Source organism: Winogradskyella sp. (assembly GCF_013042245.1).
Classification (GTDB): domain Bacteria; phylum Bacteroidota; class Bacteroidia; order Flavobacteriales; family Flavobacteriaceae; genus Winogradskyella.
Genome location: NZ_JABDQL010000059.1, coordinates 1 through 23,650, shown reverse-complemented (window position 1 = coordinate 23,650; position 23,650 = coordinate 1). Strand labels below are relative to the sequence as shown.

Genomic DNA, 23,650 nt, shown 5'->3' with positions numbered 1-23,650 from the left:
AAACAAATATTTTAACTAAAATACATGCTTAGAAGAACTCTAGCTTTACTTTAAAAGAAGTTTAACGTTTACCAAGGTTTTCGAGTTCTTCTTCAATGGCAATTTTTAGCTCGTTTGAAGCTTCTACTAGAGGTAATCTCACGTGTGTTTCGCTCATATTTAATGCTTTTAAAACAGCTTTGATACCTGCAGGATTGTTTTCAGAAAAAATAAGACTAGTAATATTCATTAAATCAAAATGTGTTTTAAAAGCTGCTTTGGCATTGCCAGCAATACCTTGTCTAATCATTTCAGAGAATTCAGCAGGTAAGGCTTGACCAATGACAGATATTACTCCAGAACCTCCTGCTAACGCAACTGCTAGGGCCAAGTCGTCATCTCCAGAGATAACATGAAAATCCTCAGGCTTATCTCGTAAAAGCTCTAAATATTGCCCTACATTATTGCCTGCTTCTTTAACAGCTATTATATTTTCAAAATCTCGAGCTAAACGTAACGTAGTCTCTGGCAACATATTTTTTGAAGTTCGCCCTGGAACATTATATAGTATTATTGGCTTTGGTGAGACTAAAGAAATAGCTTTAAAGTGCTGATATAAACCCTCTTGCGTTGGTTTATTATAGTAAGGAGACACTGATAGAATAGCGTCTATTTGCGATAAATCTGTAGACGATATCTCGTCAATAACTGCCTTTGTGTTGTTACCACCAATACCTAAAACCAGTGGTACACGACCGCTATTAACTTTGATAATGCAATCGGTAATGACGTTCTTTTCTTCTCTTGTAATTGTACCACTCTCACCAGTTGTGCCACTAATTACCAAATATTCCAAACCATTAGTAATATTGTATTCTACCAATTTTTCTAAAGCTTTAAAATCTACAGATAAGTCTCTCTTAAATGGTGTTATTAAAGCTACACCTGTACCCACAAACTTGGACATTATATTTTATTTAATATGGTTAAATACTTTTTTAATTCTGTTTTAAAGATAGAGAACTCTTTCGGAGCGACCTCAATAATTAAATCGTACACTCTTTCGTCTTCATTAGATAATCCAACTTTTAAATTGGCTTGAGTCATGGCTGCAATTTGCTTCAATTCATTATGATTAGCTAAAAAATAACAAATTAATACATCAAATTTAGATTTTGTAAAATCTATCAAATCCTGATTTTTTAAGCTTCCTTTCCATCCAAAATCTTTAGATGTAAACGTGGCATTCCACTGGCTAATATTGTTTTGCCAATCTTCTGAAAATGTAATAAAACTACATCTGTTGGGTTTTACACCAATCTCTTTCTGTAAAAACGTTTCAATTTTGGAGTAATCAGAAAATTCAGAATTATTTAAAAGCACACCAACCGAATCAATTTTACCTTTATTAACATCTACTTTACGGTGAGATAAAGCACTTTCAATAAATTTTTGATTTGATTTTTCTTTAAATACTTTTAAAAACATTTATCTTTAAAGTTTATACAAATTTAGCAAAACTAGCGATGCTTTTTTGTTAAGATATCACAAGTTATTAGATGAAAAACAAATTTCTTCTCTTGCTTTTTATGGGATTAATTATAAGCTCCTGTAAGCAAGACTATTCCACAACAAGGATAGTTGGCAAACGCCTTACTATTTCGGACAGTTTAGCAACCAATCCAGAAATTGAAGCCTATATTAAACCTTACAGAGAAAAAGTTAATAGAGATTTAGATAGTATTTTGGCTTATGCGGCCGAAACCTATTCTAAGTCTGATGGCAAATTAAATACAGCTATTGGTAATTTTATGGCAGATGCAGTTTTTGAAATGTCTAATCCTGTTTTTCAGAAAAGAACAAACAAATTCATCGATATGGTGTTATTAAATCACGGTGGTATTCGTTCAATAATTTCTAAAGGAAATATCACAAGTCGCACGGCTTATAAGATAATGCCGTTTGACAACTCGGTTTATGTAATACCTATGAAGGGTCAACAAATAAAGGATATGCTTTCTTTTTTGGCAAAAAAAAAACGAGCGCATCCTATTTCTAAATTAAAATTAACACTATCTGAAGATTACAGCATAAAAGATGCTTTAATTAATGATGAAGCTATTGATTACGAAAAGACCTATCATGTTGCCACCAATGACTATTTGTATAATGGTGGAAGTAATATGCATTTTTTTAAATCAAAGGATACTGTTTATGACTTAAACTATAAAATTAGAAATCTACTTATAGACTATTTTAAAAAAATAGACACTCTACAACCAAGTATAGACGATAGGTTCATCCAAATAAAAACAATTAAAAATGAAACGTAGAACATTTATACAACAAACATCTGCGGCTAGTGCATTAATTGGTTTAGGCGGATTAACGCTTTCTTCTTTTGATACAAAAAAGACCAAGAGAATAACTATTTTACATACAAACGATGTTCATAGCCATATCGACCCATTTGGTCCAAATGACGTTAGAAACGCCAATAAAGGTGGCGTTGCAAGAAGAGCATCTTTGGTAGAATCAATACGAAGTATAAATCCAAATACATTACTCCTTGATGCAGGTGATATCTTTCAAGGCACACCATACTTTAATTATTACGGTGGCGAACTAGAATTTAAGCTTATGAGTATGCTTAAGTATGATTTGGCTACAATAGGAAATCATGATTTTGATAATGGCATTGACGGACTCTACGCACAACTTCCTAATGCTAATTTTGATTTTGTTTCTGCAAATTATGATTTTAAAAATACCGTTTTAGACACTCATGTAAAACCGTATAAAGTTTTTATAAAAGATGACGTAAGAATTGGAATTTTTGGCTTAGGGATAGAACTTGATGGCTTAGTAGGAAAAAAGCTACGCAAAGAGACTGTTTACAATTATCCAGTTGAAATTGCTCAAGACATGTCCAGAATTTTAAAAGAAGATGAAGCTTGCGACCTTGTGATTTGTCTTTCACATTTAGGCTATTATTACAAAAATTCTCCTGAAACAATTTCTGATTTAGTATTAGCCAGAAAAACTAAAGATATAGACCTAATCATTGGAGGACATACACACACCTTTTTACCAAAACCAACTATAGAAAAAAATGCAATAGGTAAAAATGTCTTGGTTAATCAAGTTGGATGCTATGGACTTTATTTAGGTAAGGTTGATTTTTATTTAGAAACAAATAAAGAAAAGAAAGCTGATGGGGTAACGATAATAGTTTAATAACTTTTTTATGCTTTAAGCTTCTGGTTTGGTATGCTTTTACTCTCTAAGTGTTCAATTTGAGACTGACCATAATACAAACCAAAAGCCAAGACCAAAAATATAGAATATATAGCTGCTAAATAATCTATTTCAGCTATGTAGAAATATGCTAATTGAATCATTTCAGAAAAGAAAATTAACATAGACCCCATAAAAAATAGCATAGATTTATTATCTTCTTTGTACATGTAATATAGAAGAGATACCGACAACAAAGTCATTACTACAATATTATAAAGAAACTTCGCTGCATATTCAACAGTGTCTAACCTTGGTTGTGCAGTTTCTGTAATTAGTGTAACGCTAAAAACACCTAGCGCAAAGAGTATAAATAAAGTCACTGGAAATTTCGATATAATATCTTTAAAAACCATTGATTTTACACACAAAATAATTAGAAAGATGTATGATAGTGCATATAAAAAGTTATTGATATAATAATCAAACTCAATATCATTATATACAAGTGGATAAAAGTTTGTTATAAATAATATGATTTCGGATATTGTGAAGGTTATCAAAAAGTAGAAGAAAAAAGGCTGTTTCTTAAAAGTACTTCTTACATACAATACAGTTAGCATAACTAGAATAATAGAAGTCAAAGCATCTCCTAAAAGTTCATATTTCAAAACCTCTAAAACAATAAATGCCAAACTAAAAAGCACAAGCATTATTTTAATTAACCTATTGATTATCATTATTTTTCACATTAATAGCTAGTCAAACGTATGAAAAATAACACAATTAGACGAAAAAAATTGCTTTTATCGATAAAATGCTGTAAATATTAAGAGAGTTGATGCCTATATAATCAACACTTATTTTATAAGGCTTAAGAAATCTGCCTCTGAAATAATAGTTACACCAATGTTTTCGGCCTTCGTACGTTTACTAGGGCCCATTTTATCACCAGCTACCAAATAACTGGTTTTAGATGAAATAGAAGAGGATACTTTTCCTCCATTATCTTCAATTAATTTTTTAAGTTCCGTACGTGAAACACTCTCAAAAACTCCTGAAACCACAAAGGTATTACCTTTTAACTTTTCGGTTTGGTTAGCCAATTTATCAGCAGAGATTTCAAGTTGAACACCAAAACTCTTAAGTCTTTGAATGATTTTTAGGTTTTCTTCGGCTGAGAAAAACTCTACAACACTTTCTGCAATACGCTCGCCTATTTCGTCTACACTCATCAAATCTAGAATTGTAGCTACCATTAGGTTATCAATAGACTTATAATGTTTTACTAGCTTTTTGGCTACGGTTTCACCTACATATCTTATTCCAAGTGCGAAAAGAACCCGCTCAAATGGAATTTGCTTAGAAGATTCTATACCATTAACCAAATTTTCGGCACTTTTTTGAGCCATTCGTTCTAGAGGTAATACTTGCGCAACTGTTAATTCATACAAATCTGAATAATCATTGATTAAACCCTCTTTAACTAAAAGCGCAACTGTTTCACCTCCAAGACCTTCGATATCCATTGCTTTTCTAGAGATATAATGCTGAATACGACCTATTACCTGTGGTGGACATCCATTATAATTTGGGCAATAATGCTTCGCTTCACCTTCAAGGCGAATCAACTCAGTTTTACATTCTGGGCAATCATCAATATAGTTTGTTGGTGCTGAATTATCAGATCGCTTTGATAAATCAACCGAAATAATCTTAGGAATTATCTCTCCTCCTTTTTCTACAAAAACGGTGTCACCTTCTCTGATATCTAATTTTTCAATCTGGTCAGCATTGTGTAATGACGCTCGTTTAACTGTTGTACCAGCTAACTGTACAGGTTCCAAATTGGCAACCGGTGTAATAGCTCCTGTACGACCAACTTGATAGGTGATTTTGTTTAAGACGGTAGATACTTGCTCTGCCTTAAATTTATACGCCATAGCCCAACGGGGTGCTTTGGCGGTGTAACCTAGTTCTTCTTGCTGATATAAACTATTGACCTTAACAACAACACCATCTATCTCATAAGGTAAATTGTGGCGTTCAATATCCCAATATTCAACAAACTCAAGAACCTCTTCTATTGAATTGACTAGCTTCGCCTCTTTTGGTACTTTAAAACCCCATTCACGTGCCTTTTGTAAACCTTCAAATTGGGTAGATATATTAAGATTATTTCCCTTTATACTGTATAACAAACATTCCAAAGGTCGTTTTGCTACTTCGGCACTGTCTTGTAATTTTAAACTTCCTGATGCTGTGTTTCTCGGGTTTCGGTAGAGCTCTTCATCATTAGCCATACGCTCTTCATTCATTTTTAAGAAGCCTTCAATAGGTAAAATAATTTCTCCTCGGATATCAAAACGCTCAGGATAATTACCTTTTAATTGAAGCGGCACTGTATTTATGGTTTTGATATTTGCTGTAACCTCGTCTCCTTGAACACCATCACCACGAGTTACTGCGCGTACTAATTTTCCTTTTTGGTAAGTAAGATTCATAGAAGCACCATCGTACTTTAATTCGCAAGTATATTGAATGACACCGTCAACCATTTTTTTAATCCGAGTTTCCCAATCCAATAAATCTTCTTTAGAATACGAATTATCTAAAGAATACATCCTAAAATCATGAACGACAGTATTAAAGTTTTTGGTTATTGTACCTCCAACGCGTTGTGTTGGTGAGTTTGCATCAAAGAATTCTGGATACTTTTCTTCTAAAGCTTGAAGTTCTTTCAGCTTTATATCAAACTCATAATCAGAAATCGTAGGATTATCAAGTATGTAATAATTGTAATTATGCTGACGTAATTCGTCACGGAGTGTTTCTATTTGTTGTTGCGTGTTCATTCGTAATTCAAAATCTAAGATTCTAAAGCCCTTCTTTATTCAACCATTTTGGCATTGGCAATGGTTTATAATTATTCATCTTTTCTAACAAACCTTCAATTGTAGTATCGACAACTACGGCATCAAAATTTTCTTGTTTTAAAAATCCTTTTTCAACCATCATTTTACATTGCTCAATTAAAGCGTCATAATAGCCATTACTGTTTAAAATACCAATAGGTTTTGTATGTAAGCCTAACTGTCCCCATGTTGTAATTTCAAAAAACTCGTCCATGGTACCAAATCCTCCTGGAATAATTATAAACGCGTCACTTTTATCGTACATGATGACTTTTCGGTCGTGCATATTATGAGTAACATGAAGCTCTGTCAATTGCGTGTTTACAATCTCTTTAGTTTGCAAAAACTTTGGGATAACACCTATCGTTTTTCCATCTCCATCAATCACTTCCTTAGCTACAGCTCCCATTATTCCTATTTTTGAGCCACCATAAACCAAAGCAATATCGTTGTCTACAAAGGTCTTTCCAAGTTTTTTTGACTGCTCCAAAATTATGGAATCATTACCTGCGCTGCTTCCACAAAATACTGCTATTGCTTTCATTCTATTTTTTTACGGCTTTTAATATTCTATCGTTGTTATTTAAGTCTTTCTTTAATTCTATTTTATTAAAATTAGCGTCTACTAAAAGCTGCTTGGTTTCGTTTCCAAGATACTGATTGATTTCAAAAAAAAGGTGACCGCTGAGTTTCAATTTATGAATAGCAAAATTAGTAATAGCGCTATAAAATATCAACGGATTATCATCCTCTACAAATAAAGCCAGATGCGGTTCGTAGTCCAAAACGTTTGGCTGAATTTCGGCCTTTTCTAGGTTACGGACATATGGTGGATTGGAGACTATGAAGTCAAATTCTAAATCTTTAAAATTAGAACTCCAATTGTTTCGATTTAATATATCATATTTTATAAAGTGAACATTTACATTGTTAAGTTCTGCATTTTCTTTAGCAATTTCTAAAGCTTCTTTTGACACATCAACAGCATAAACTTTTGCATTTGGAATATTCTTGGCTAATGTAATGGCTATGCAACCTGAGCCAGTTCCTACATCCAAAATGATTATTGGATTTTGGCTTTTGAGTTTTGAATCTTCAATAATAAGTGAGATAAGCTCCTCCGTTTCTTGTCTAGGAATCAAAACATTTTCATTTACTTTAAATTTTAATCCATAAAATTCGGTTTCACCAAAAATATACTGAATGGGTTTTTGCTTTTTTAAAGCTTCTAGTGTTCTAAAAAAGTCTTCGACTTCAGCTTTACTTATCGAGAATTCAGGTTCTAAAATAAGTTGAATTCTTGGCACTTCCAGAAAATACTCTAAACACAAAAAGAAAAAGCTAGCCACTTCATTTTTATCGTAGATAGCGCCTAACTCTTTTTGAAAAACATGTTTAAGGTCGAGTGCTTTCAAACTTATAAATCTTTAAGCATCCAAACTGTACAAGAGTAGTGACCAGTGTTACCCATTGGTGCATCAATACCTTTGAAACCAACTTTTCGGTACAATTTACGTGCGTCATCCATGTACGGCATAGTTTCTAGATAACATTGGTCAAAACCAGAAACTTTTGCAAATTCTAAACATTTTTGCATCATTTGGCTACCAAAGCCTATTCCTCTAACTTCTGACATGAAATACATTTTTTGAAGTTCGCAAATGTTCCCTTCATAATTATCTAATGGTGAAATGCCAGCACCTCCAAGAATTTCGTCTCCCTTGGCAATCACGTAATAGCATTTATTTGGTTTATCATAAGTCTCAAACATACAATCCAAAGCTTTGTCTTCATAAGCTGTACCGACTTTAGGAACGCCATACTCGATCAAAACAGCACGTATAGCCTTGGCAATTTTTGAATTGTCTTCTGATGTTATTTCTCGAATAACAATAGTATCTTTACTCACAGAAATAGTAATTAACTAGTTATTTTTTTTAAAGGCATGAAGATACATAATAAAACCCTCCTTTTTATGAAAAAACTGATGTTGTTTTTTCTGTTTTTTATATTACTTTTCAACTGTACCGTTACTGAAAAACCAGAATTTGTTGGCGTAGATAATATAAAGATTCTCGATTCTAATAGTAAGACCATTACATTGAGCGCAAATGTTATTTTCAAAAACCCTAATGATGTTGGTGGCACTTTAGAAACTGAAAACCTAAATGTTTACATCAATGAGATAGAAGTTGCAAGGTTTAATACAGAATCATTTAGCGTTCCTAAAAAAGCTGAATTTAAAATCCCTTTAACTGTTGCCGTCTCAACAGACAGCATAATAGACAAAAACAGTATTGAAGGGTTTATTGGAAGCCTATTTTCGCAAAAACTTAAAGTACAATACAAAGGTGAAATTGACTATAAGGTGCTTGGATATTCATCTACGTATATCGTAGACAAAACGCAGGATATTAAAATGAAACTCTAAACTTGAAGACTCACGAAGTATACATAAAAAGAAGTTTACAAATTGCAAAAAATGGATTAGGGACTACACGCCCAAATCCCATGGTTGGCGCCGTGATAGTTTATAATAACATCATTATTGGCGAAGGCTACACAAGTCCTTGCGGTGGTCCACATGCCGAAGTTAATGCAATTAATTCTGTAAAAGATAAATCGCTTTTACAACAAAGCACACTTTATGTTACCTTAGAACCATGCAGCCACTATGGTAAAACGCCGCCCTGCAGTGATGTAATTATTAAACATAAGATACCTGAAGTGGTCGTCGGTTGCGTAGACGATAATCCTGAAGTTTCTGGTAAAGGTATCGCTAAACTAAAAGCCTCCGGGTGCAATGTTACTGTTGGTGTTTTAGAAGATGAATGTATAGCCCATCACAAACGTTTTTTTACCTATCATAACAAAAAACGCCCTTATATTATATTAAAATGGGCTGAAACTAAAAATGGTTTTATTGCTCCAAAAACTAAGCACGAACAAAAACCCATATGGATTACTAACCCATACTCAAGGCAATTGGCACACAAATGGCGTGCTGAAGAGCAAGCTATTTTAGTTGGAACAAATACAGTCATTGAAGACAATCCAAGCTTAACAGTTAGAGATTGGACTGGCGAGAATCCAATTAGAGTTCTTTTAGATAAAAGTTTAAAAATAGATAAAGAATTTGCAGTAACAAATGATAAAAGCGATAATATAATAATCCATGGCAAAAGTTATATTTTTCCTGAAGCAGACTCAAATCAAAAAGAATGGTCTATTAACCCTCCACTAAATATTGGCTTTAGTGCAGGGTTCTATGAAATCGATTGGAATAAATCAAATAAAATCGCTCATCAAATATGCTTAGGATTAACAAAATGGCAAATTAATTCCATAATAATCGAAGGCGGCGCCAAAACGCTTCAAACTTTTATTGATGAAAATCTTTGGGACGAAGCGCGAGTTTTTATTGGCGAGGCTGAATTTAGAGACGGTGTGAAAGCTCCCATTATTAATGGAAAAATAAAATCTGAACAACAAATACTGAGTGACACCTTAAAGATTTACACAAATGATTAGTACACTAATTTTCGATTTTGGAGATGTGTTCATTAATCTTAACAAACAAGGTGCCATGAATAACGCACTAAAATTATTTAATTTAAGTGCTTTTGAAGAAGATATGCGGCAAGCCAATATGCAATACGAAATTGGAGCCATATCAACATCTCAATTTTTATCGTTTTATAAAACTAAATTTCCTGCACTAAGTGATGCGCAGATAATTCATGCTTGGAATTTCATTATTAAAGACTTTCCAAATTACAGATTAAACTTTGCAAAAAAACTCTCTAAAGACCAAAATTTTAAACTTATACTATTAAGCAATACCAACGCAATGCATATCGACTATATAAAAGACAATGTATCTTTTTATGAGGATTTTAAATCTTGTTTTGATGCGTTTTACTTATCTCACAAAATCAATTTAAGAAAGCCAAACTCAGACATTTACCAATTTGTATTAGAAACTAATCATCTAAAGTCTGATGAATGTCTTTTTATCGACGACACAAAAGAAAATACAGATACAGCTAAAAGCTTGGGAATACATACTTGGAATATAGACGAAACCAAAGAAGATGTTGTTGATTTATTTAGAATTAAAAAACATCTATTTTGATTTATTTAGCGCTCAGTATTATTTCCTCAACGGGGATATTTGTCATTTTTAAACTTTTTAATAAATATAAAGTAGACACGCTACAAGGAATCGTTGTCAATTATGTAACAGCTTGTATTTGTGGCTTAATACATAACGATAAAGGTCTCAATCCTCATGAGATCATAACTTCAAATTGGTTTATTGGCGTAATGGTTTTAGGCTTTTTATTTATAGCCATTTTTAACGTAATGGCGTTAACAGCTCAAAAGAACGGGCTTTCTGTTGCCTCAGTAGCAAGTAAAATGAGTGTTATCATTCCTGTAATCTTTGGACTATATGTTTACAACGAGAGTTTAAGTTTTCAGAAGATAACAGGAATCGTTTTAGCACTAGTTGCTGTATACCTTTCTTCCCTAAAACAAAAAGAAAATAGTGTCATAACGCAAGCACTCTACCTTCCAATACTTTTATTTATTGGTTCGGGTATTATAGATACATCAATTAATTATTTTGCTCCAGATGATAGAATACCATTATTTTCTGCATTAATTTTTGGAGTCGCTTTTGTAATTGGTACTTCAATACTAGTCTATAAAAACCTACGCTTTAAAAAGAAATTCAATATTAAAAGTCTACCCTTAGGAATTACACTTGGGCTAATAAATTATGCCTCTATTTACTTTTTATTGAAAGCACTAAGGGTTGATGGTCTTGAGAGTTCAACATTATTTACAGTCAATAATGTTGCTATTGTTGCTGTATCTACCTTAATTGGTTTAGTTATTTTTAGTGAAAAAATATCAACCAAAAACTGGGTTGGAATTTCACTAGCCTTAGTGTCCATTGTTTTAGTTACTTTGGCCTAATGGAGACAAAAGACACCTATAAAACCATTACAAAACCTTCAGAAGAAGGACTGTTTAAGGATAAAAATTCTAAATTTTTTGCTTATGCGTTTCCTGTAAAGAGCGAAGACGATGTTAAACTATATCTCGAAAAATTAAAAAAGGAGCATTACGCCGCACGTCATTGGTGCTATGCTTATCAATTAGGTACAGAAACTTTACGATATCGTGCAAATGATGATGGAGAACCTAATAATTCTGCAGGTATGCCCATATATGGGCAAATACAGTCCTTTGAACTTACTAATGTCTTAGTCGTTGTTGTGCGATATTTTGGAGGCGTTAAGTTGGGTGTTGGTGGCTTAATTAATGCCTATCGAACAGTAGCACAGATGGCATTAGAAAATACGCAAATCGTAGAGAAAACAATTGATACGCAATTTAAAATACAGTTTGACTACAAACATATGAGTCGTGTTATGCGAATATTAAAAGACAATACTGCAGAAATTGATTCACAAAAACTTGAGCTGGATTGTGTTTTGACGGTTTCAGTACGTAAGGGCCATGCTAATAAATTATTAGACACCTTCAGCAGTTTTTATGAAATTAGCATTACTAAACTATAAAGACTTTTCTGTCAGTCGTTTCATTAAGTAATCTGGACAACGTGTTGGTCGGTTTCGTTTCATATCAATAAAAACCAAAACGGTATTTCCAGTTGCTAATAATTCTCCAGATGGATTAAGCAATTCGTAATCAAATTCAATACGTGCTTTAGGTAAACTTTTTATGGAAGTTATTATCGTCAATTCATCATCGTATACGGCAGAATTTTTATACTTAATTTCCAATGAGATTACAGGTAACATAATTCCATTATCTTCCATAGATTTGTAGGTTAATCCGTACTCGCGCAACCACTCAGTACGTCCTACCTCAAAATAAGAAGCGTAATTTGCATGATAAACAACTCCCATTTGGTCTGTCTCGCCGTAGCGTACTCGTATTTTTGTTTCGTTTTTTAGCATTTTTTGGATAATTTTTTAAAGAAAAAAATGTACCTTTAATTGTTGTGTTTAACATGAGAAAAAAAATCTTAAAATTCTAATCGATTTCGTTTTTTTTTTACCTTTTTTGTTCACATATTTGTCAAGAAATAAAATTCGTAGAGGAAATTCAATACCTCTTTTTTTGCTAAAATAACTAAACTTGCTAAACCTAATTTAAAGTATGAATGTAACGGCTCAATCGGTCTGGGACAAATGTCTCTCTTTTATAAAAGATAATATTCAACCTCAAGCGTATAAAACGTGGTTTGAACCTATCGTAGCCGTAAAACTCACCAATAATGCTTTAAGTATCCAGGTTCCTAGTAAATTTTTCTATGAATGGCTCGAAGAGCATTACGTAAAAATTCTTAAAGTAGCTTTAACCAAAGAGCTTGGTGAAGACGCTAAACTGGTTTACGTTATAAAAATGGAAAACACCTATGGCAATAAACAACCATTTACAGAACGAATTCCAAGTTCTAATAGATCTGCTCTAAAATCACAAGATGTAGATGTTGCTTTTAATAATAAAAACCCTGAGTTAAAAAATCCATTTGTTATTCCAGGGATACGAAATGTTAAAATTGAATCACAGCTTAATCCAAATTATACTTTTGAAAATTTTCTTGAAGGTGATTCTAACCGATTAGCTCGAAATGCAGCTATTGCAGTTGCCAATAAGCCTGGGGGTACATCTTTTAACCCACTATTAATTTTTGGTGGTGTTGGTTTAGGAAAAACACATTTAGCCCATGCTATTGGTGTCGATATTAAAGATAAATATCCTGAAAAGACCGTTTTATATATTTCAGCTGAAAAATTTACACAACAATATATAGACTCTGTAAAGAAAAATAATAGAAATGACTTTATTCATTTCTACCAAATTATAGATGTACTCATTATTGATGATGCACAATTTTTCTCTGGTAAGTCGGGTACGCAAGATGTTTTCTTCCATATTTTTAACCATTTACACCAAAATGGAAAGCAAGTTATCTTAACCAGTGACAAAGCACCTGTAGATATGCAAGATATCGAGCAGCGCTTATTATCACGTTTTAAATGGGGTTTATCTGCTGAATTACAAAGTCCTGATTTTGAAACTCGTGTATCTATTTTAGAAAATAAACTCTATCGTGACGGCGTAGAAATGCCAGATGAAATTATAGAATATGTTGCTAAACATATAAAATCTAACGTTAGAGAATTAGAAGGCGCAATCATCTCATTAATTGCACAATCTTCTTTCAACAAGAAAGAAATCACACTCAATCTAGCAAAAGATATTGTTGAGAAATTTGTAAAAAATACCAAACGAGAGGTTTCTATAGATTACATCCAAAAGGTAGTTTCAGATTACTTCCAGATGGATGTAAGTACTTTACAATCTAAAACACGTAAACGCCATATTGTACAAGCAAGACAGTTGGCTATGTTCTTTGCTAAAAAATACACAAAAGCTTCGTTGGCAAGTATTGGCTCTCAAATTGGACAACGTGATCATGCTACCGTACTACACGCTTGTAAAACTGTAGATAATTTGTCATCTACAGACAAGCAATTTAGAAAGTATGTTGAAGACTTATCAAAAAAATTAACGCTCTAATCATTTTTAACAAATAAAATGTGCTCCAAACCATCAAAAACAAAAATTTTAATGGTTTGTCTCGGTAATATTTGCCGTTCTCCATTAGCACAGGGTATTTTAAAATCTAAATTACCTTCTCAAAATTTCACTATAGATTCCGCTGGTACAGCAGCTTATCATATTGGCAATAAGCCTGACAAACGCTCTATACATATAGCTAAAGTCAATGGACTGGATATTGCCTTACAGAGAGCACGACAATTTTCTGTTCTAGACTTCAAAAATTTTGATATCATCTATGCTATGGATAGTTCCAATTATAAAAATATTTTAGATTTAGCTCAAAGTAAAGAAGATGAAGAAAAGGTTAAGCTTATTCTAAATGAAAATCCATCAATTTCGGACAAAAACGTACCTGACCCTTACTATGGAGGCGATTCAGGGTTTGAATATGTTTTTAAGATTTTGAACGAGACTTGTGATATTATTTCCGATAAACTGCAATTTTTATGTCCGTAATCTGTAATAATTTAGATTTCAAACACATTCTGTCACATTGAGTACTTCGACTGTGCTCAGCATAAACTAAAGTCGAAATGTGTTTCAAATCAAAAACTTAGATTTCTCGACTACGCTCGAAATGACAGATACATACTGATTATTACACTTTAAGGATATACAGAAACTGCAATAATAAATTCATTAAAGATTAGCTATATTTGATTTATGAAATCAAAAGGCAAACTCTACCTCATCCCTACAAGACTTGGCGATAATCCTCCTCTTGAAGTTTTACCGCTTTCTATAAAAAAAATCATTGAACAGCTTGATGATTACATCGTTGAAAATGAGAAAACAGCAAGACGTTTTATAAAACGTGTGGTTCCAAGCAAATCACAACCTAATCTAAAACTAAAAGTCCTAAATAAGTACACTCAAGAATCTGAGTTAAATTCATTTTTAGAACCTTGTTTAAACGGTATTTCTATGGGTATTATCTCAGAAGCTGGATGCCCCGCTATTGCAGATCCAGGTGCAGATATTGTTAGTATTGCCCACGCAATGAATATAAAAGTTGTTCCTCTTGTTGGTCCATCATCTGTTTTATTAGCGCTTATGAGCTCTGGAATGAATGGACAAAGCTTTACTTTTAATGGATACTTACCTATCGATAAAAAAGAACGTAAACAGCAAATAAAAGCGTTGGAAAGACGCTCTTCGGAATTGAACCAAACACAGTTGTTTATCGAAACACCGTATAGAAATAATCAAATGCTAGCCGATTTGTCTGCGACATTACATCCCAACACGAGAGTATGTGTTGCTTGTGATTTGACGCTACCTACGGAATATATCAAAACACAATCCGCTAAAGACTGGAAAAATAATACCGAAGACTTTCACAAGCGCCCTGCTATATTTATTATTCAAAAAGATTAAATACTAGCTTTTGCTTTTCGTTCTGGAGCAATAAAAGAAGTATCGTATCCCGCAAAACGCTTCAAGTAGTATCGTACAGTCGTACCATAACCGTCAGCAAAATTGTTAGCCCCATAGCTTCTAAGGTACTTTTTCACACTTCCAGCACCAGCTAAATGAGCTGCGGCTAATATACCTGACTCTGTAACTTCAACAGCCCCAATTTTTTTACCCACAAAACGCTTGATATCTCTACGTAAAATCCATTTATTTCGTCTAGCGTTAGCAATAAAAGCTTTCTCTTGGAGCTCTGGAGTATTTAAAAAATATACAGGGTTATAGATGCCTAACATTTTTAAAGTCTCTTTACCAAATTGGTATTTTCCTAAATAACCAAAAGTGTTCACCGAAAAATAATCACCTTGAGATTCCTTGAACGCTAATGCTTCTTTAAAAGCTTCAAAAGATTTTCCTAAATATGGTGTAAATACCTTTTCGTTTTTTACTTGAGGCTTTTTATCAACCATAGCAATATTCTTCGGCACATTAAAATCCAAGTCCAATCCCTCGGTAGAATATTGTTCTGGATTTACGATAGTCGAAGGATAAAGTGCTAATGCAATAAGAAAACATACCACAAAAGGCACTATAACTTTAGATACTATTTGTTTGTTCATAACAATAAATTTTAATTAAAAAACAATAAAAATTATCCTTTTAAAATTCGTTGCAAAGATACAACAATATAAACAATGCCTAAAACTAAGACTTTAAACTCGATTAAAAATAGATATAATAGGCTTTTGCGGCATTTTTTCCGTTAAACTCCAATGTCGGCATTGGCATCTTAATGGTATTGAAAACGCTAAAAAAGCGTTTTTAGCAGGTTAGAATTTGTTTTTATTCGTATTAAATCGACGTCAAAACTTAAATAAAATTGTCTGTATCTGTCTTGATTTCGAAACAATAAATTATCGTCTTTTCCGGTAAGCATTCCATTTGCGCTACATCCTACTGCAAGGTTTAGCCAATTGCGAATAAAATCAGTTTTTTAAAAAGAATTAAGGATAACACTTAACCAATAGTTTGAGAGCATAATAATCTTTAAGAAATTCTTCTATCAAACTGCTTCCGAGTTTGTTTAAATTTAAAGGTGCAAAATTGGTTCTACTAAATGAATATTTTAATGCTATATCTTGTTCTTTCCATAGTAATTCTTGTCCAACTTATAATCTAGTTCCGCCAGCATTAGCCTACATATCTCGCCAAGAAAAACCCCATTCTTTTGAAAAATCATCAAAAATCTCAATGGCTGTTAAAAATGAAAAAACTAGGCATCCGCCATAAATGAGCTGGTCTTTTTCTGAAACACCTGCCCAATTTAATGACTCTGCTCCTAGTTGTCCTAATTGATATGATGCGTAATCGTGACCCAGCTTATCCATTTGTAACCACTGACTATTATCATTAGTTGTTCTAAATTTTGAGCGTTCATAGTCCGCATACCATAGTTGGTCTAGACCTACTAGAGTCAAAGCTGCCAATGACGACTGCGAAATAACCAAAGTATTACGCCTTGACTTGTTTAAAGTATCGCTGGGTTTTAAAAAGAGATTGATTTTTGATTGCCCAAAGGATAAAAGACAACTACAAATCGATATAAGAATTACGAATTTTCTCAATTACTACTTTCTAATACCTTGTTTGTCTAAGTATTTATGATAAGCACGTGCATTATTGTTATGCTGGCTCAAAGATTTTGCAAACCGATGATAGCCAATCCTTTTTGGATCGGCAGCAAAATACAGATAATTATGCTTTTCATAATTTAAAACTGCATCAATGGCTGATAAATCAGGCATAGTGACCAATCCAGGTGGTAAACCTGCGTATTTATAGGTATTGTATGGTGAATCAATTTCTTTATGCACATTAAGTATACGTCTTATGACTGTGTTTTTATACTTAGGTAACTTGTAGGCTGCAAACTTTAATGTTGGATCAGCTTGCAGCGGCATACCGATTTTTAAACGATTAATATAAACACCTGCAACTCGGGGTTGCTCTGTTTTCTGTTTGGACTCTTCATAAACAATTGATGCTAAAGCCATGACCTCATCTCTAGAAAAACCAAGTACTTTAGCTTTTGCTTCTCTATCAGTATTCCAAAATTTATTGTATTCTTTATACATTCTGTTTACAAAATCATCAGCTGAAATATCCCAAAACACTTGATAACTGTTTGGCAAGTACATACCTAAAACTGTTTCCTCTTTAAGACCTGCTTTCTCTAAAAAGTCTGGATTATACATCGCTTTTAATAAACTTAAACTATCTGCATCAATTTGCACTGCAATTCTTCCCGCTAAAGCCTCTAGAGAATTCTGATTATTAAAAGACAGTTTTACCGGAATACTATTACTGCGAATGGAATTAATAATCTCGTTATTATTCATCCCATTTTTTATCTGGTACTTTCCTGATTTTATATTAGAAATATATTTTTTTTGTTTGGCTAATGCATCAAAACCATCAATATCATCGAGAAGTGGTATTAATTGCTCACGAACGTCAGAATAAGTGTCGTCCTCAGAAACAAAAATGTATTTGACATTTTCTTCAAATTTTGTGTTTGGGCTAAACATTGCATTGTAGAAATAAAAAGCTATGGCTCCAAAAACGACCAAACCAATTAATGCAATTGCCCAAAGTATTTTTTTTATGTACATTTTAATCTTTTATAAGTTGAAGGAAATATTCATTATTAAAACCTTCGTTAGTAAAATTCCAATCTTTTTTTAGTCCTACTTTTTTGAAACCAATACCTTCAAATAACTGGAAACTCATGGTATTCTCTTCAGAGATATTACAATACAGTTGATGTAGGTCTAATTTTGAAAAACAATAATTAACCAAAAGTTCAAGTGCTTCTCTACCAATTCCTTTCCCTCTATTTTCTGGATTAGTAATAACAATGCCCACTCCTGCTCTTTTGTTCTTAAAGTCAAAATCAAAAATGTCTATCAATCCTAAAGCTTTATCATCGTAGTCTGAGATGACTAAACGTAATTGTTTGGCTTCATAAATATCTTGATGTGCATTTTCGAGATATTGTTTAATCAAAAAACGAGAATACGGTGTTTGCGTATGGCTTAAGTGCCAAATGTTTTCGTCATTTTCAATAGTGTAGATAAAATCTAAATCTTCTGGTTCCAGTGCTCTAAGATATATATGTTTACCCTTTAGAGTTACCATGAAGTTTCACCTTTAAATACTTGTGTAGCTGGTCCAATAAGCCAAATATTATGATAATTACCATTTTCAGACACCTCAAAAGCAATCTTTAATTCGCCACCTTCTGTCTCTAGAGTAATCTTTTTTGAGTTAGTTTTTCCAGTTTTGTGCATTGCGATTGCTACTGCAGTCACACCAGTACCACAAGACAATGTTTCATCTTCAACGCCACGCTCATATGTTCTTACGGCAAATTTGCTGTCCGAAATTTGATTAACAAAATTAATATTAGAACCCGCTTCTTTATAAGGTGAACCGTATCGTAATTTCTCGCCATTAGTTTTAACATCAAAATCTTTTAAATTATTGACTAGTTGCACATGATGTGGAGAACCCGTATCTAAAAAAGAGTGAGTTTCAAAGGTTTCGATATTAGAAACATCTTTCATTTGTAGACTAACTTTGCTTTCGTTTACTTGAGCTTTATGCATTCCATCTATGGCTTCGAAAGTAGTGGTACTATCAATTACACCCAGAAACTTAGCAAAAGCTGTTATACAACGACCGCCATTACCACACATGCTGCTCTCGTTACCATCTGCATTATAATAGACCATTCTAAAATCTACATCAGGATGATTTTCTAATAAAATTAATCCATCCGCTCCAATGCCAAAACGTCGGTCGCAAAGTTTGGCAATATTTTTGCCGTTAGTTTTATCAAACAATAACGACCTATTATCTATTATAATAAAGTCATTGCCTGTTCCTTGATATTTATAAAAATTCATTGTCATAATTACTGACAAATATAAGAATAAAACACCTTTAACTGTGGTGTTAAATCATAGTTAAAGTTGAATTTGAAAATCAATAATTATATAAATTTAAACGTTAGATAGTAGAACTTAAAACTGAAAAAAATGAAGAAGATTTTGACATTAGTATGTGTTTCGGCATTAGGTGGTCTGTTAACCCTTGGCGGTTATAAACTATTTGTTGAAAAAGACCATATCCAAATCGCTAAAGACGAAAAAACTCAATTGCCAGTTTATGTGCCAACATCTACAAGCAACACATTATTAACTAATACTGAGCGACCAGATTTAATTACAGCTGCTAACAAAACAATAGACGCTGTTGTACACGTAAAAAACACTCAGATTAACAGAAGACCTCAAACTTGGGGAGATATTTTTAGTAATAGACAAGTTGAACGTAAACAACTTGCTGGCGCAGGTTCTGGTGTTATTATATCACCTGATGGGCATATCATTACTAATAATCATGTAATTAAAGGTGCCGTTGAGATTTCAATTACCCTAAATGATAATAAAACCTATATGGCCGAATTGGTAGGTACTGACACCAAAAATGATATTGCACTTTTAAAAATAGATACTGAAGACCAATTACCGTTTGTAACCTTTGGAGATTCTGATGCTACACAAATTGGCGAATGGGTTTTGGCTGTAGGAAACCCTTTTAATTTAACTTCGACAGTAACTGCAGGAATTATCAGTGCAAAATCTAGAGATTTATCTGGAGGACAATCTTTTATACAAACAGATGCAGCGGTTAACCCAGGTAATTCTGGTGGCGCATTGGTCAATGTCAATGGCGAGCTGGTTGGTATTAATACCGCTATCTCATCTCAGACAGGGTCTTATGTAGGTTATTCTTTTGCAGTACCAAGTAATATTGCTCGTAAGATTGTTGAAGATATTATGGAGTTTGGTGATGTGCAAAATGGAATTTTAGGAGTTACAGGCTTGGCATTAAATAGTGAAGCTGCAGAAGAGCTTGAAGTCGATATTACTGAAGGGTTCTATGTTAGTGGCATAGAGGAAAAATCTGGAGCAGATTTAGCTGGGATATCCGAAGGAGATATTATTAGAAAACTCGACAATGTTGAAATTAATAAGTTTTCGGACTTAAGTGGTTACTTAAAAACTAAAAGCCCAAATGATGTTGTTAATGTCGAAGTTTTACGAGGAAACGATGTTAGAAATATATCTGTAACATTAACAAAAAAAGAGGATTTGTACGTTGAGTTTATGAATATGCAGCTTAGAGATATTCCGCTAAAAGCAAAACAAAAATACCCTGAATTAGAAAAAGGCGTCGTAATTAGCCAAAACAGAAACCCTTATTTTTATAATAAAGTTGGTCTAAGAGAAGGCTATGTGATTACAGCAATCAACGACATTAAAGTTGAATCGATAGAAGATATTAATGCATTAAAAGAACAGTATAACGACGAGGACTTTTTTAAAAATTTAAATAAATTAGAATTCTTAGATGGTAGTTTAGAAAAAAAAGAAATACTTTTTAGATAAATCATCTTACAAACCCAACAAAATAAACCCTTCAAAAGTGAATATTCTGAAGGGTTTTTATTTTTATAAAAACAAGCTACGAAAACGTTTGAAATATAGTATTTTTGCCGAAAATTTTGAAAACAGTTTTTATTGATTTCAAATCTTTTAAATAAAAAACAAATAACACACAACACAATGCCCGTAAAAGACACTTACGAAAAAGAATTAGCCTTTCAAGCAGACAGACGTCGCGCTACAGTAGAATTTATAAAAATTCTTAACGATTTATGGTACGACAAGTCAATCGAATTGGTAATTTTCAGAAACCCACTAATCGACAGAACTGTCAGTGATATCTTAAACTTACATGAATATGCTGGCGAGTTTGTTCAGAAACCAATTTCAATCTTTGATTCAGTTGAGATTGCAAAAGCTATCAATCAGTTAAATTTACCACCAGCTAAACTAGATATCGGTAAATTAACTTACGAGTATCATTTAGAGGACGAAAAATTCAGTGATGCATTGAGTTTTACGGCTAACAAACTTAAGAATGCAGAAGATAATAATGGCATTAAACCAAAAGACGTTGTGCTTTATGGATTTGGTCGTATTGGACGTTTAGTAGCCAGAGAATTAATGACTAAAACCGGAAAAGGTAGTCAAATGCGCTTAAGAGCTATTGTAACACGTGGTGCAATTGATGTTACAGTTTTAGAAAAAAGGGCATCATTATTAAGAAATGATTCTGTACACGGTGACTTTAGTGGTACAGTATCCATTGACGTAGAAAACGAAGCTTTGGTGATTAACGGTACAACTGTAAATATAATTTCGGCAAATGGACCAGAAGAAATAGATTACACAAAGTATGGTATTAACGATGCTTTAGTTATTGATAATACTGGTGCTTTTAGAGACAAAGAAGCGCTGAGTAGACATTTAAAAGCAAAAGGTGCTGAAAAAATTTTACTAACTGCTCCAGGAAAAGGTATCCCAAATATTGTACATGGTGTAAACCATTTAGAACACAACCCTGATAATGTAGATATCTTTTCTGCTGCATCGTGTACAACAAATGCCATAACACCTATTTTAAAAGCTATTGAAGATTCTTACGGTGTTACATCTGGTCATTTAGAAACGATACACGCATACACAAACGACCAAAACTTAGTAGATAATTTTCATAAAAAATACAGAAGAGGTCGTGCCGCAGGATTAAATATGGTTATTACAGAAACTGGTGCCGGAAAAGCAGTCAGTAAAGCATTACCGTCTTTAGAAGGCAAACTAACGTCTAATGCAATTAGAGTGCCTGTACCAAATGGCTCTCTAGCTATTTTAAATTTAGACTTAGACAGAAAAACATCTGTTGACGCAATGAATTCTTTAATGAAGAAATATGCACTTGAAGGTGACTTGGTCGAACAGATAAAATATGAAATGAGTGATGAGCTTGTTTCTAGTGATATAGTTGGTAGCTCTGCACCTTCAATCTATGATAGCAAAGCCACTATTGTTAGAGCTGATGGTAAAAATGCGGTACTATATATCTGGTATGATAACGAATATGGTTATAGTCATCAAGTTATTAGACTTGCCAAATACATTTCTAAAGTAAGACGTTACACCTATTATTAGAATCACGTCATCCAAAAACACAGATACAAACGTATATACATAGCCTCTCAATTTCTTGTGGGGCTATTTGTTTATTTATACTACAAGATACTTCTTTAAATTACTATATTGGAGGTATCTTAAACCTAACCGAAATTAATAATGAAATACCTAGCCAAAACTCTATTTGTATTATCACTGGTTTTATGTCAGACCATGAATTCCCAAGTTACACAAGAAGAAAAACAGCTAAAACGAAACGAAGGCTCTGTTGATAACCAATTTGAATATGTTATATCAAAATCATACACTTATAGAGGCAATGGTAAAGTTTATAAAAATGTACAATATCACTGGCTTACAGAACTTAAAGCCAGTATTACAGATTCTTTAAAAGTTAAAGACAAAAATCTAGCAGATACCAAAGCTATAGTAGATACTCAAGCTAAAGAAATAGAAAGTCTAAAAAGTGAACTTTCCAATACACAGCAAAAATTAGATAACATTAATGCCGAAAAAGACAGTATGTCTTTATTTGCATTGCAAATGAGTAAAAGTGGCTACAACATATTACTGTGGAGCATTATTGCAGGTCTTTTAGCCTTAACGTTGTTGTTTCTTTATCGATTTAATAGCAGTAATTCTGATACTAAAGCAGCTAAATTAAAATTGGAAGAAGTAGAAACAGAGTACGAAGAACATCGTCGCGTTGCTCTAGAAAGAGAACAAAAAGTAAGACGACAACTGCAAGACGAAATAAATAAAAACAAGTCTTAATAGAAATCAAACAAATCAAAATTCGTAATTTTAATTACGGATTTTTTTTATGAATATATACAAAGCAGACATAAGCTATCTCGAAGACCTTATACCTTTATTTGACGGTTATCGTTTATTTTATAAGCAGAAAAGTGATTTAGATGGTGTAAGACACTTTTTAAATGAACGCTTACAAAAGGAAGATTCGGTTATATTCATAGCATACATAAATCAACAGCCTGTCGGTTTTACGCAGCTCTATCACCTATTTTCTTCAGTCTCTATGCAACAGTTGTATCTACTCAATGATCTATTTGTTTTAGGTAATTATCGTGGTAAAGGTATTGGAGAAGCACTTATTAATGCGAATCAAGAGTTAAATATTAGTGTTATAAAGGCTGCGGCTAATCGTCCATAAACATGTAGACTCAGTCCTTTAGTAGATCTAACCTTACTCGCTTTCTGTATATCTGATTTTTCAATAAGCCAAGCAAAAAGAGCTTCAATAGGCTGTCTAACTTTAGATACTGCCCTAGAATACAAATCGTTTGCTGCCCT

Annotated in this window: 27 protein-coding genes and 1 pseudogene; 14 read left to right on the top strand and 14 right to left on the bottom strand. The window is 33.0% G+C overall.

Going from position 1 to position 23,650, the window contains the following annotated elements; genetic code table 11:
* Window positions 1-61 precede the first annotated feature (61 nt).
* Window positions 62-946: a 4-hydroxy-tetrahydrodipicolinate synthase gene (gene dapA, locus HKP48_RS04790; protein WP_296343375.1), complete on the bottom strand. Its 885-nt coding sequence runs from the start codon at window positions 944-946 to the stop codon at window positions 62-64.
* On the bottom strand, window positions 946-1,467 hold the full coding sequence (locus HKP48_RS04785; protein ID WP_296343373.1) for a hypothetical protein: 522 nt from the start codon (window positions 1,465-1,467) through the stop codon (window positions 946-948). The genes dapA and HKP48_RS04785 overlap by 1 nt, the downstream gene beginning before the upstream one ends.
* A 71-nt stretch (window positions 1,468-1,538) precedes the next feature.
* On the opposite strand from HKP48_RS04785, the gene HKP48_RS04780 reads away from it, so the two are divergent.
* A complete protein-coding gene (locus HKP48_RS04780; RefSeq protein ID WP_296343371.1) occupies window positions 1,539-2,312 on the top strand; it encodes a 5'-nucleotidase in 774 nt (257 codons plus the stop codon).
* Complete coding sequence (locus HKP48_RS04775) at window positions 2,302-3,216, top strand: metallophosphatase (protein ID WP_296343369.1); 915 nt, start codon at window positions 2,302-2,304, stop codon at window positions 3,214-3,216. The genes HKP48_RS04780 and HKP48_RS04775 overlap by 11 nt, the downstream gene beginning before the upstream one ends.
* Before the next feature lie 8 nt (window positions 3,217-3,224).
* Here the strand turns inward: HKP48_RS04775 and HKP48_RS04770 are convergent, their stop codons facing one another.
* From HKP48_RS04770 to HKP48_RS04750, 5 genes are all read right to left on the bottom strand, one after another.
* A complete protein-coding gene (locus tag HKP48_RS04770; protein ID WP_296343367.1) occupies window positions 3,225-3,929 on the bottom strand; it encodes a hypothetical protein in 705 nt (234 codons plus the stop codon).
* A gap of 147 nt (window positions 3,930-4,076) precedes the next feature.
* Window positions 4,077-6,071 (bottom strand): NAD-dependent DNA ligase LigA, encoded by a 1,995-nt coding sequence (gene ligA / locus HKP48_RS04765; RefSeq protein WP_296343365.1) that lies wholly within the window; start codon window positions 6,069-6,071, stop codon window positions 4,077-4,079.
* 22 nt (window positions 6,072-6,093) lie between these two features.
* The gene (locus HKP48_RS04760; RefSeq protein ID WP_296343363.1) at window positions 6,094-6,675 is read right to left on the bottom strand and encodes a TIGR00730 family Rossman fold protein; all 582 of its coding nucleotides are present in this window, start codon (window positions 6,673-6,675) and stop codon (window positions 6,094-6,096) included.
* A gap of 1 nt (window position 6,676) precedes the next feature.
* Window positions 6,677-7,546, bottom strand: a complete 870-nt coding sequence (gene prmC / locus HKP48_RS04755) for a peptide chain release factor N(5)-glutamine methyltransferase (RefSeq protein WP_296343361.1) — start codon at window positions 7,544-7,546, stop codon at window positions 6,677-6,679.
* Window positions 7,547-7,548: 2 nt separating this feature from the next.
* Window positions 7,549-8,040 carry a GNAT family N-acetyltransferase gene (locus HKP48_RS04750; protein WP_296343359.1) on the bottom strand — a complete coding sequence of 164 codons (492 nt, stop codon included), beginning with the start codon at window positions 8,038-8,040 and terminating at the stop codon, window positions 7,549-7,551.
* A gap of 66 nt (window positions 8,041-8,106) precedes the next feature.
* On the opposite strand from HKP48_RS04750, the gene HKP48_RS04745 reads away from it, so the two are divergent.
* From HKP48_RS04745 to HKP48_RS04725, 5 genes are read left to right on the top strand one after another with little or no spacing between them, the layout of a single operon-like run.
* On the top strand, window positions 8,107-8,562 hold the full coding sequence (locus HKP48_RS04745) for a hypothetical protein (protein WP_296343357.1): 456 nt from the start codon (window positions 8,107-8,109) through the stop codon (window positions 8,560-8,562).
* A gap of 2 nt (window positions 8,563-8,564) precedes the next feature.
* Complete coding sequence (gene ribD, locus HKP48_RS04740) at window positions 8,565-9,662, top strand: bifunctional diaminohydroxyphosphoribosylaminopyrimidine deaminase/5-amino-6-(5-phosphoribosylamino)uracil reductase RibD (RefSeq protein WP_296343355.1); 1,098 nt, start codon at window positions 8,565-8,567, stop codon at window positions 9,660-9,662.
* Window positions 9,655-10,266, top strand: coding sequence for an HAD family phosphatase (locus HKP48_RS04735; protein WP_296343353.1), 612 nt, complete (start codon window positions 9,655-9,657; stop codon window positions 10,264-10,266). Before ribD ends, HKP48_RS04735 begins: the two co-directional genes overlap by 8 nt.
* Window positions 10,263-11,114 carry an EamA family transporter gene (locus HKP48_RS04730; protein WP_296343351.1) on the top strand — a complete coding sequence of 284 codons (852 nt, stop codon included), beginning with the start codon at window positions 10,263-10,265 and terminating at the stop codon, window positions 11,112-11,114. Before HKP48_RS04735 ends, HKP48_RS04730 begins: the two co-directional genes overlap by 4 nt.
* The gene (locus HKP48_RS04725) at window positions 11,114-11,722 is read left to right on the top strand and encodes a YigZ family protein (protein ID WP_296343349.1); all 609 of its coding nucleotides are present in this window, start codon (window positions 11,114-11,116) and stop codon (window positions 11,720-11,722) included. Before HKP48_RS04730 ends, HKP48_RS04725 begins: the two co-directional genes overlap by 1 nt.
* Here the strand turns inward: HKP48_RS04725 and HKP48_RS04720 are convergent.
* Window positions 11,717-12,124 carry a thioesterase family protein gene (locus HKP48_RS04720; RefSeq protein WP_296343346.1) on the bottom strand — a complete coding sequence of 136 codons (408 nt, stop codon included), beginning with the start codon at window positions 12,122-12,124 and terminating at the stop codon, window positions 11,717-11,719. The two genes, HKP48_RS04725 and HKP48_RS04720, sit on opposite strands and share 6 nt — an antisense overlap.
* A gap of 202 nt (window positions 12,125-12,326) precedes the next feature.
* Here HKP48_RS04720 and dnaA point away from each other — a divergent pair, with 202 nt between their 5' ends.
* From dnaA to HKP48_RS04705, 3 genes are all read left to right on the top strand, one after another.
* Window positions 12,327-13,754, top strand: coding sequence for a chromosomal replication initiator protein DnaA (gene dnaA, locus HKP48_RS04715; RefSeq protein ID WP_296343344.1), 1,428 nt, complete (start codon window positions 12,327-12,329; stop codon window positions 13,752-13,754).
* Window positions 13,755-13,805: 51 nt separating this feature from the next.
* Window positions 13,806-14,255 carry a low molecular weight protein-tyrosine-phosphatase gene (locus HKP48_RS04710; RefSeq protein ID WP_296343342.1) on the top strand — a complete coding sequence of 150 codons (450 nt, stop codon included), beginning with the start codon at window positions 13,806-13,808 and terminating at the stop codon, window positions 14,253-14,255.
* Window positions 14,256-14,462: 207 nt separating this feature from the next.
* The gene (locus HKP48_RS04705; protein ID WP_296343340.1) at window positions 14,463-15,176 is read left to right on the top strand and encodes an SAM-dependent methyltransferase; all 714 of its coding nucleotides are present in this window, start codon (window positions 14,463-14,465) and stop codon (window positions 15,174-15,176) included.
* Here the strand turns inward: HKP48_RS04705 and HKP48_RS04700 are convergent.
* From HKP48_RS04700 to dapF, 5 genes are all read right to left on the bottom strand, one after another.
* Window positions 15,173-15,832: a peptidoglycan-binding protein LysM gene (locus HKP48_RS04700; RefSeq protein WP_296343338.1), complete on the bottom strand. Its 660-nt coding sequence runs from the start codon at window positions 15,830-15,832 to the stop codon at window positions 15,173-15,175. The genes HKP48_RS04705 and HKP48_RS04700 overlap by 4 nt on opposite strands.
* A gap of 576 nt (window positions 15,833-16,408) precedes the next feature.
* A complete protein-coding gene (locus HKP48_RS12230) occupies window positions 16,409-16,699 on the bottom strand; it encodes a DUF2279 domain-containing protein (RefSeq protein ID WP_363928596.1) in 291 nt (96 codons plus the stop codon).
* A gap of 141 nt (window positions 16,700-16,840) precedes the next feature.
* The gene (gene mltG / locus HKP48_RS04690; protein WP_296343335.1) at window positions 16,841-17,884 is read right to left on the bottom strand and encodes an endolytic transglycosylase MltG; all 1,044 of its coding nucleotides are present in this window, start codon (window positions 17,882-17,884) and stop codon (window positions 16,841-16,843) included.
* A gap of 1 nt (window position 17,885) precedes the next feature.
* Complete coding sequence (locus tag HKP48_RS04685; protein ID WP_296343333.1) at window positions 17,886-18,410, bottom strand: GNAT family N-acetyltransferase; 525 nt, start codon at window positions 18,408-18,410, stop codon at window positions 17,886-17,888.
* Window positions 18,404-19,186 carry a diaminopimelate epimerase gene (dapF, locus tag HKP48_RS04680; RefSeq protein ID WP_296343331.1) on the bottom strand — a complete coding sequence of 261 codons (783 nt, stop codon included), beginning with the start codon at window positions 19,184-19,186 and terminating at the stop codon, window positions 18,404-18,406. The genes HKP48_RS04685 and dapF overlap by 7 nt, the downstream gene beginning before the upstream one ends.
* 126 nt (window positions 19,187-19,312) lie before the next feature.
* Between dapF and HKP48_RS04675 the strand changes: the two genes are divergently transcribed.
* From HKP48_RS04675 to HKP48_RS04660, 4 genes are all read left to right on the top strand, one after another.
* Entirely contained in the window at window positions 19,313-20,728 is a 1,416-nt protein-coding gene (locus HKP48_RS04675) for a trypsin-like peptidase domain-containing protein (RefSeq protein WP_296343329.1), read from the top strand.
* 177 nt (window positions 20,729-20,905) lie between these two features.
* On the top strand, window positions 20,906-22,354 hold the full coding sequence (locus HKP48_RS04670) for a glyceraldehyde-3-phosphate dehydrogenase (protein WP_296343398.1): 1,449 nt from the start codon (window positions 20,906-20,908) through the stop codon (window positions 22,352-22,354).
* Between the two features lie 195 nt (window positions 22,355-22,549).
* On the top strand, window positions 22,550-23,110 hold the full coding sequence (locus tag HKP48_RS04665; RefSeq protein WP_296343326.1) for a tRNA (guanine-N1)-methyltransferase: 561 nt from the start codon (window positions 22,550-22,552) through the stop codon (window positions 23,108-23,110).
* Between the two features lie 49 nt (window positions 23,111-23,159).
* Entirely contained in the window at window positions 23,160-23,510 is a 351-nt protein-coding gene (locus HKP48_RS04660; RefSeq protein WP_296343324.1) for a GNAT family N-acetyltransferase, read from the top strand.
* On the opposite strand, the pseudogene HKP48_RS04655 reads toward HKP48_RS04660, so the two are convergent.
* Window positions 23,462-23,650: pseudogene (locus tag HKP48_RS04655) on the bottom strand (transposase); the annotation flags it as partial. The gene HKP48_RS04660 and the pseudogene HKP48_RS04655 sit on opposite strands and share 49 nt — an antisense overlap.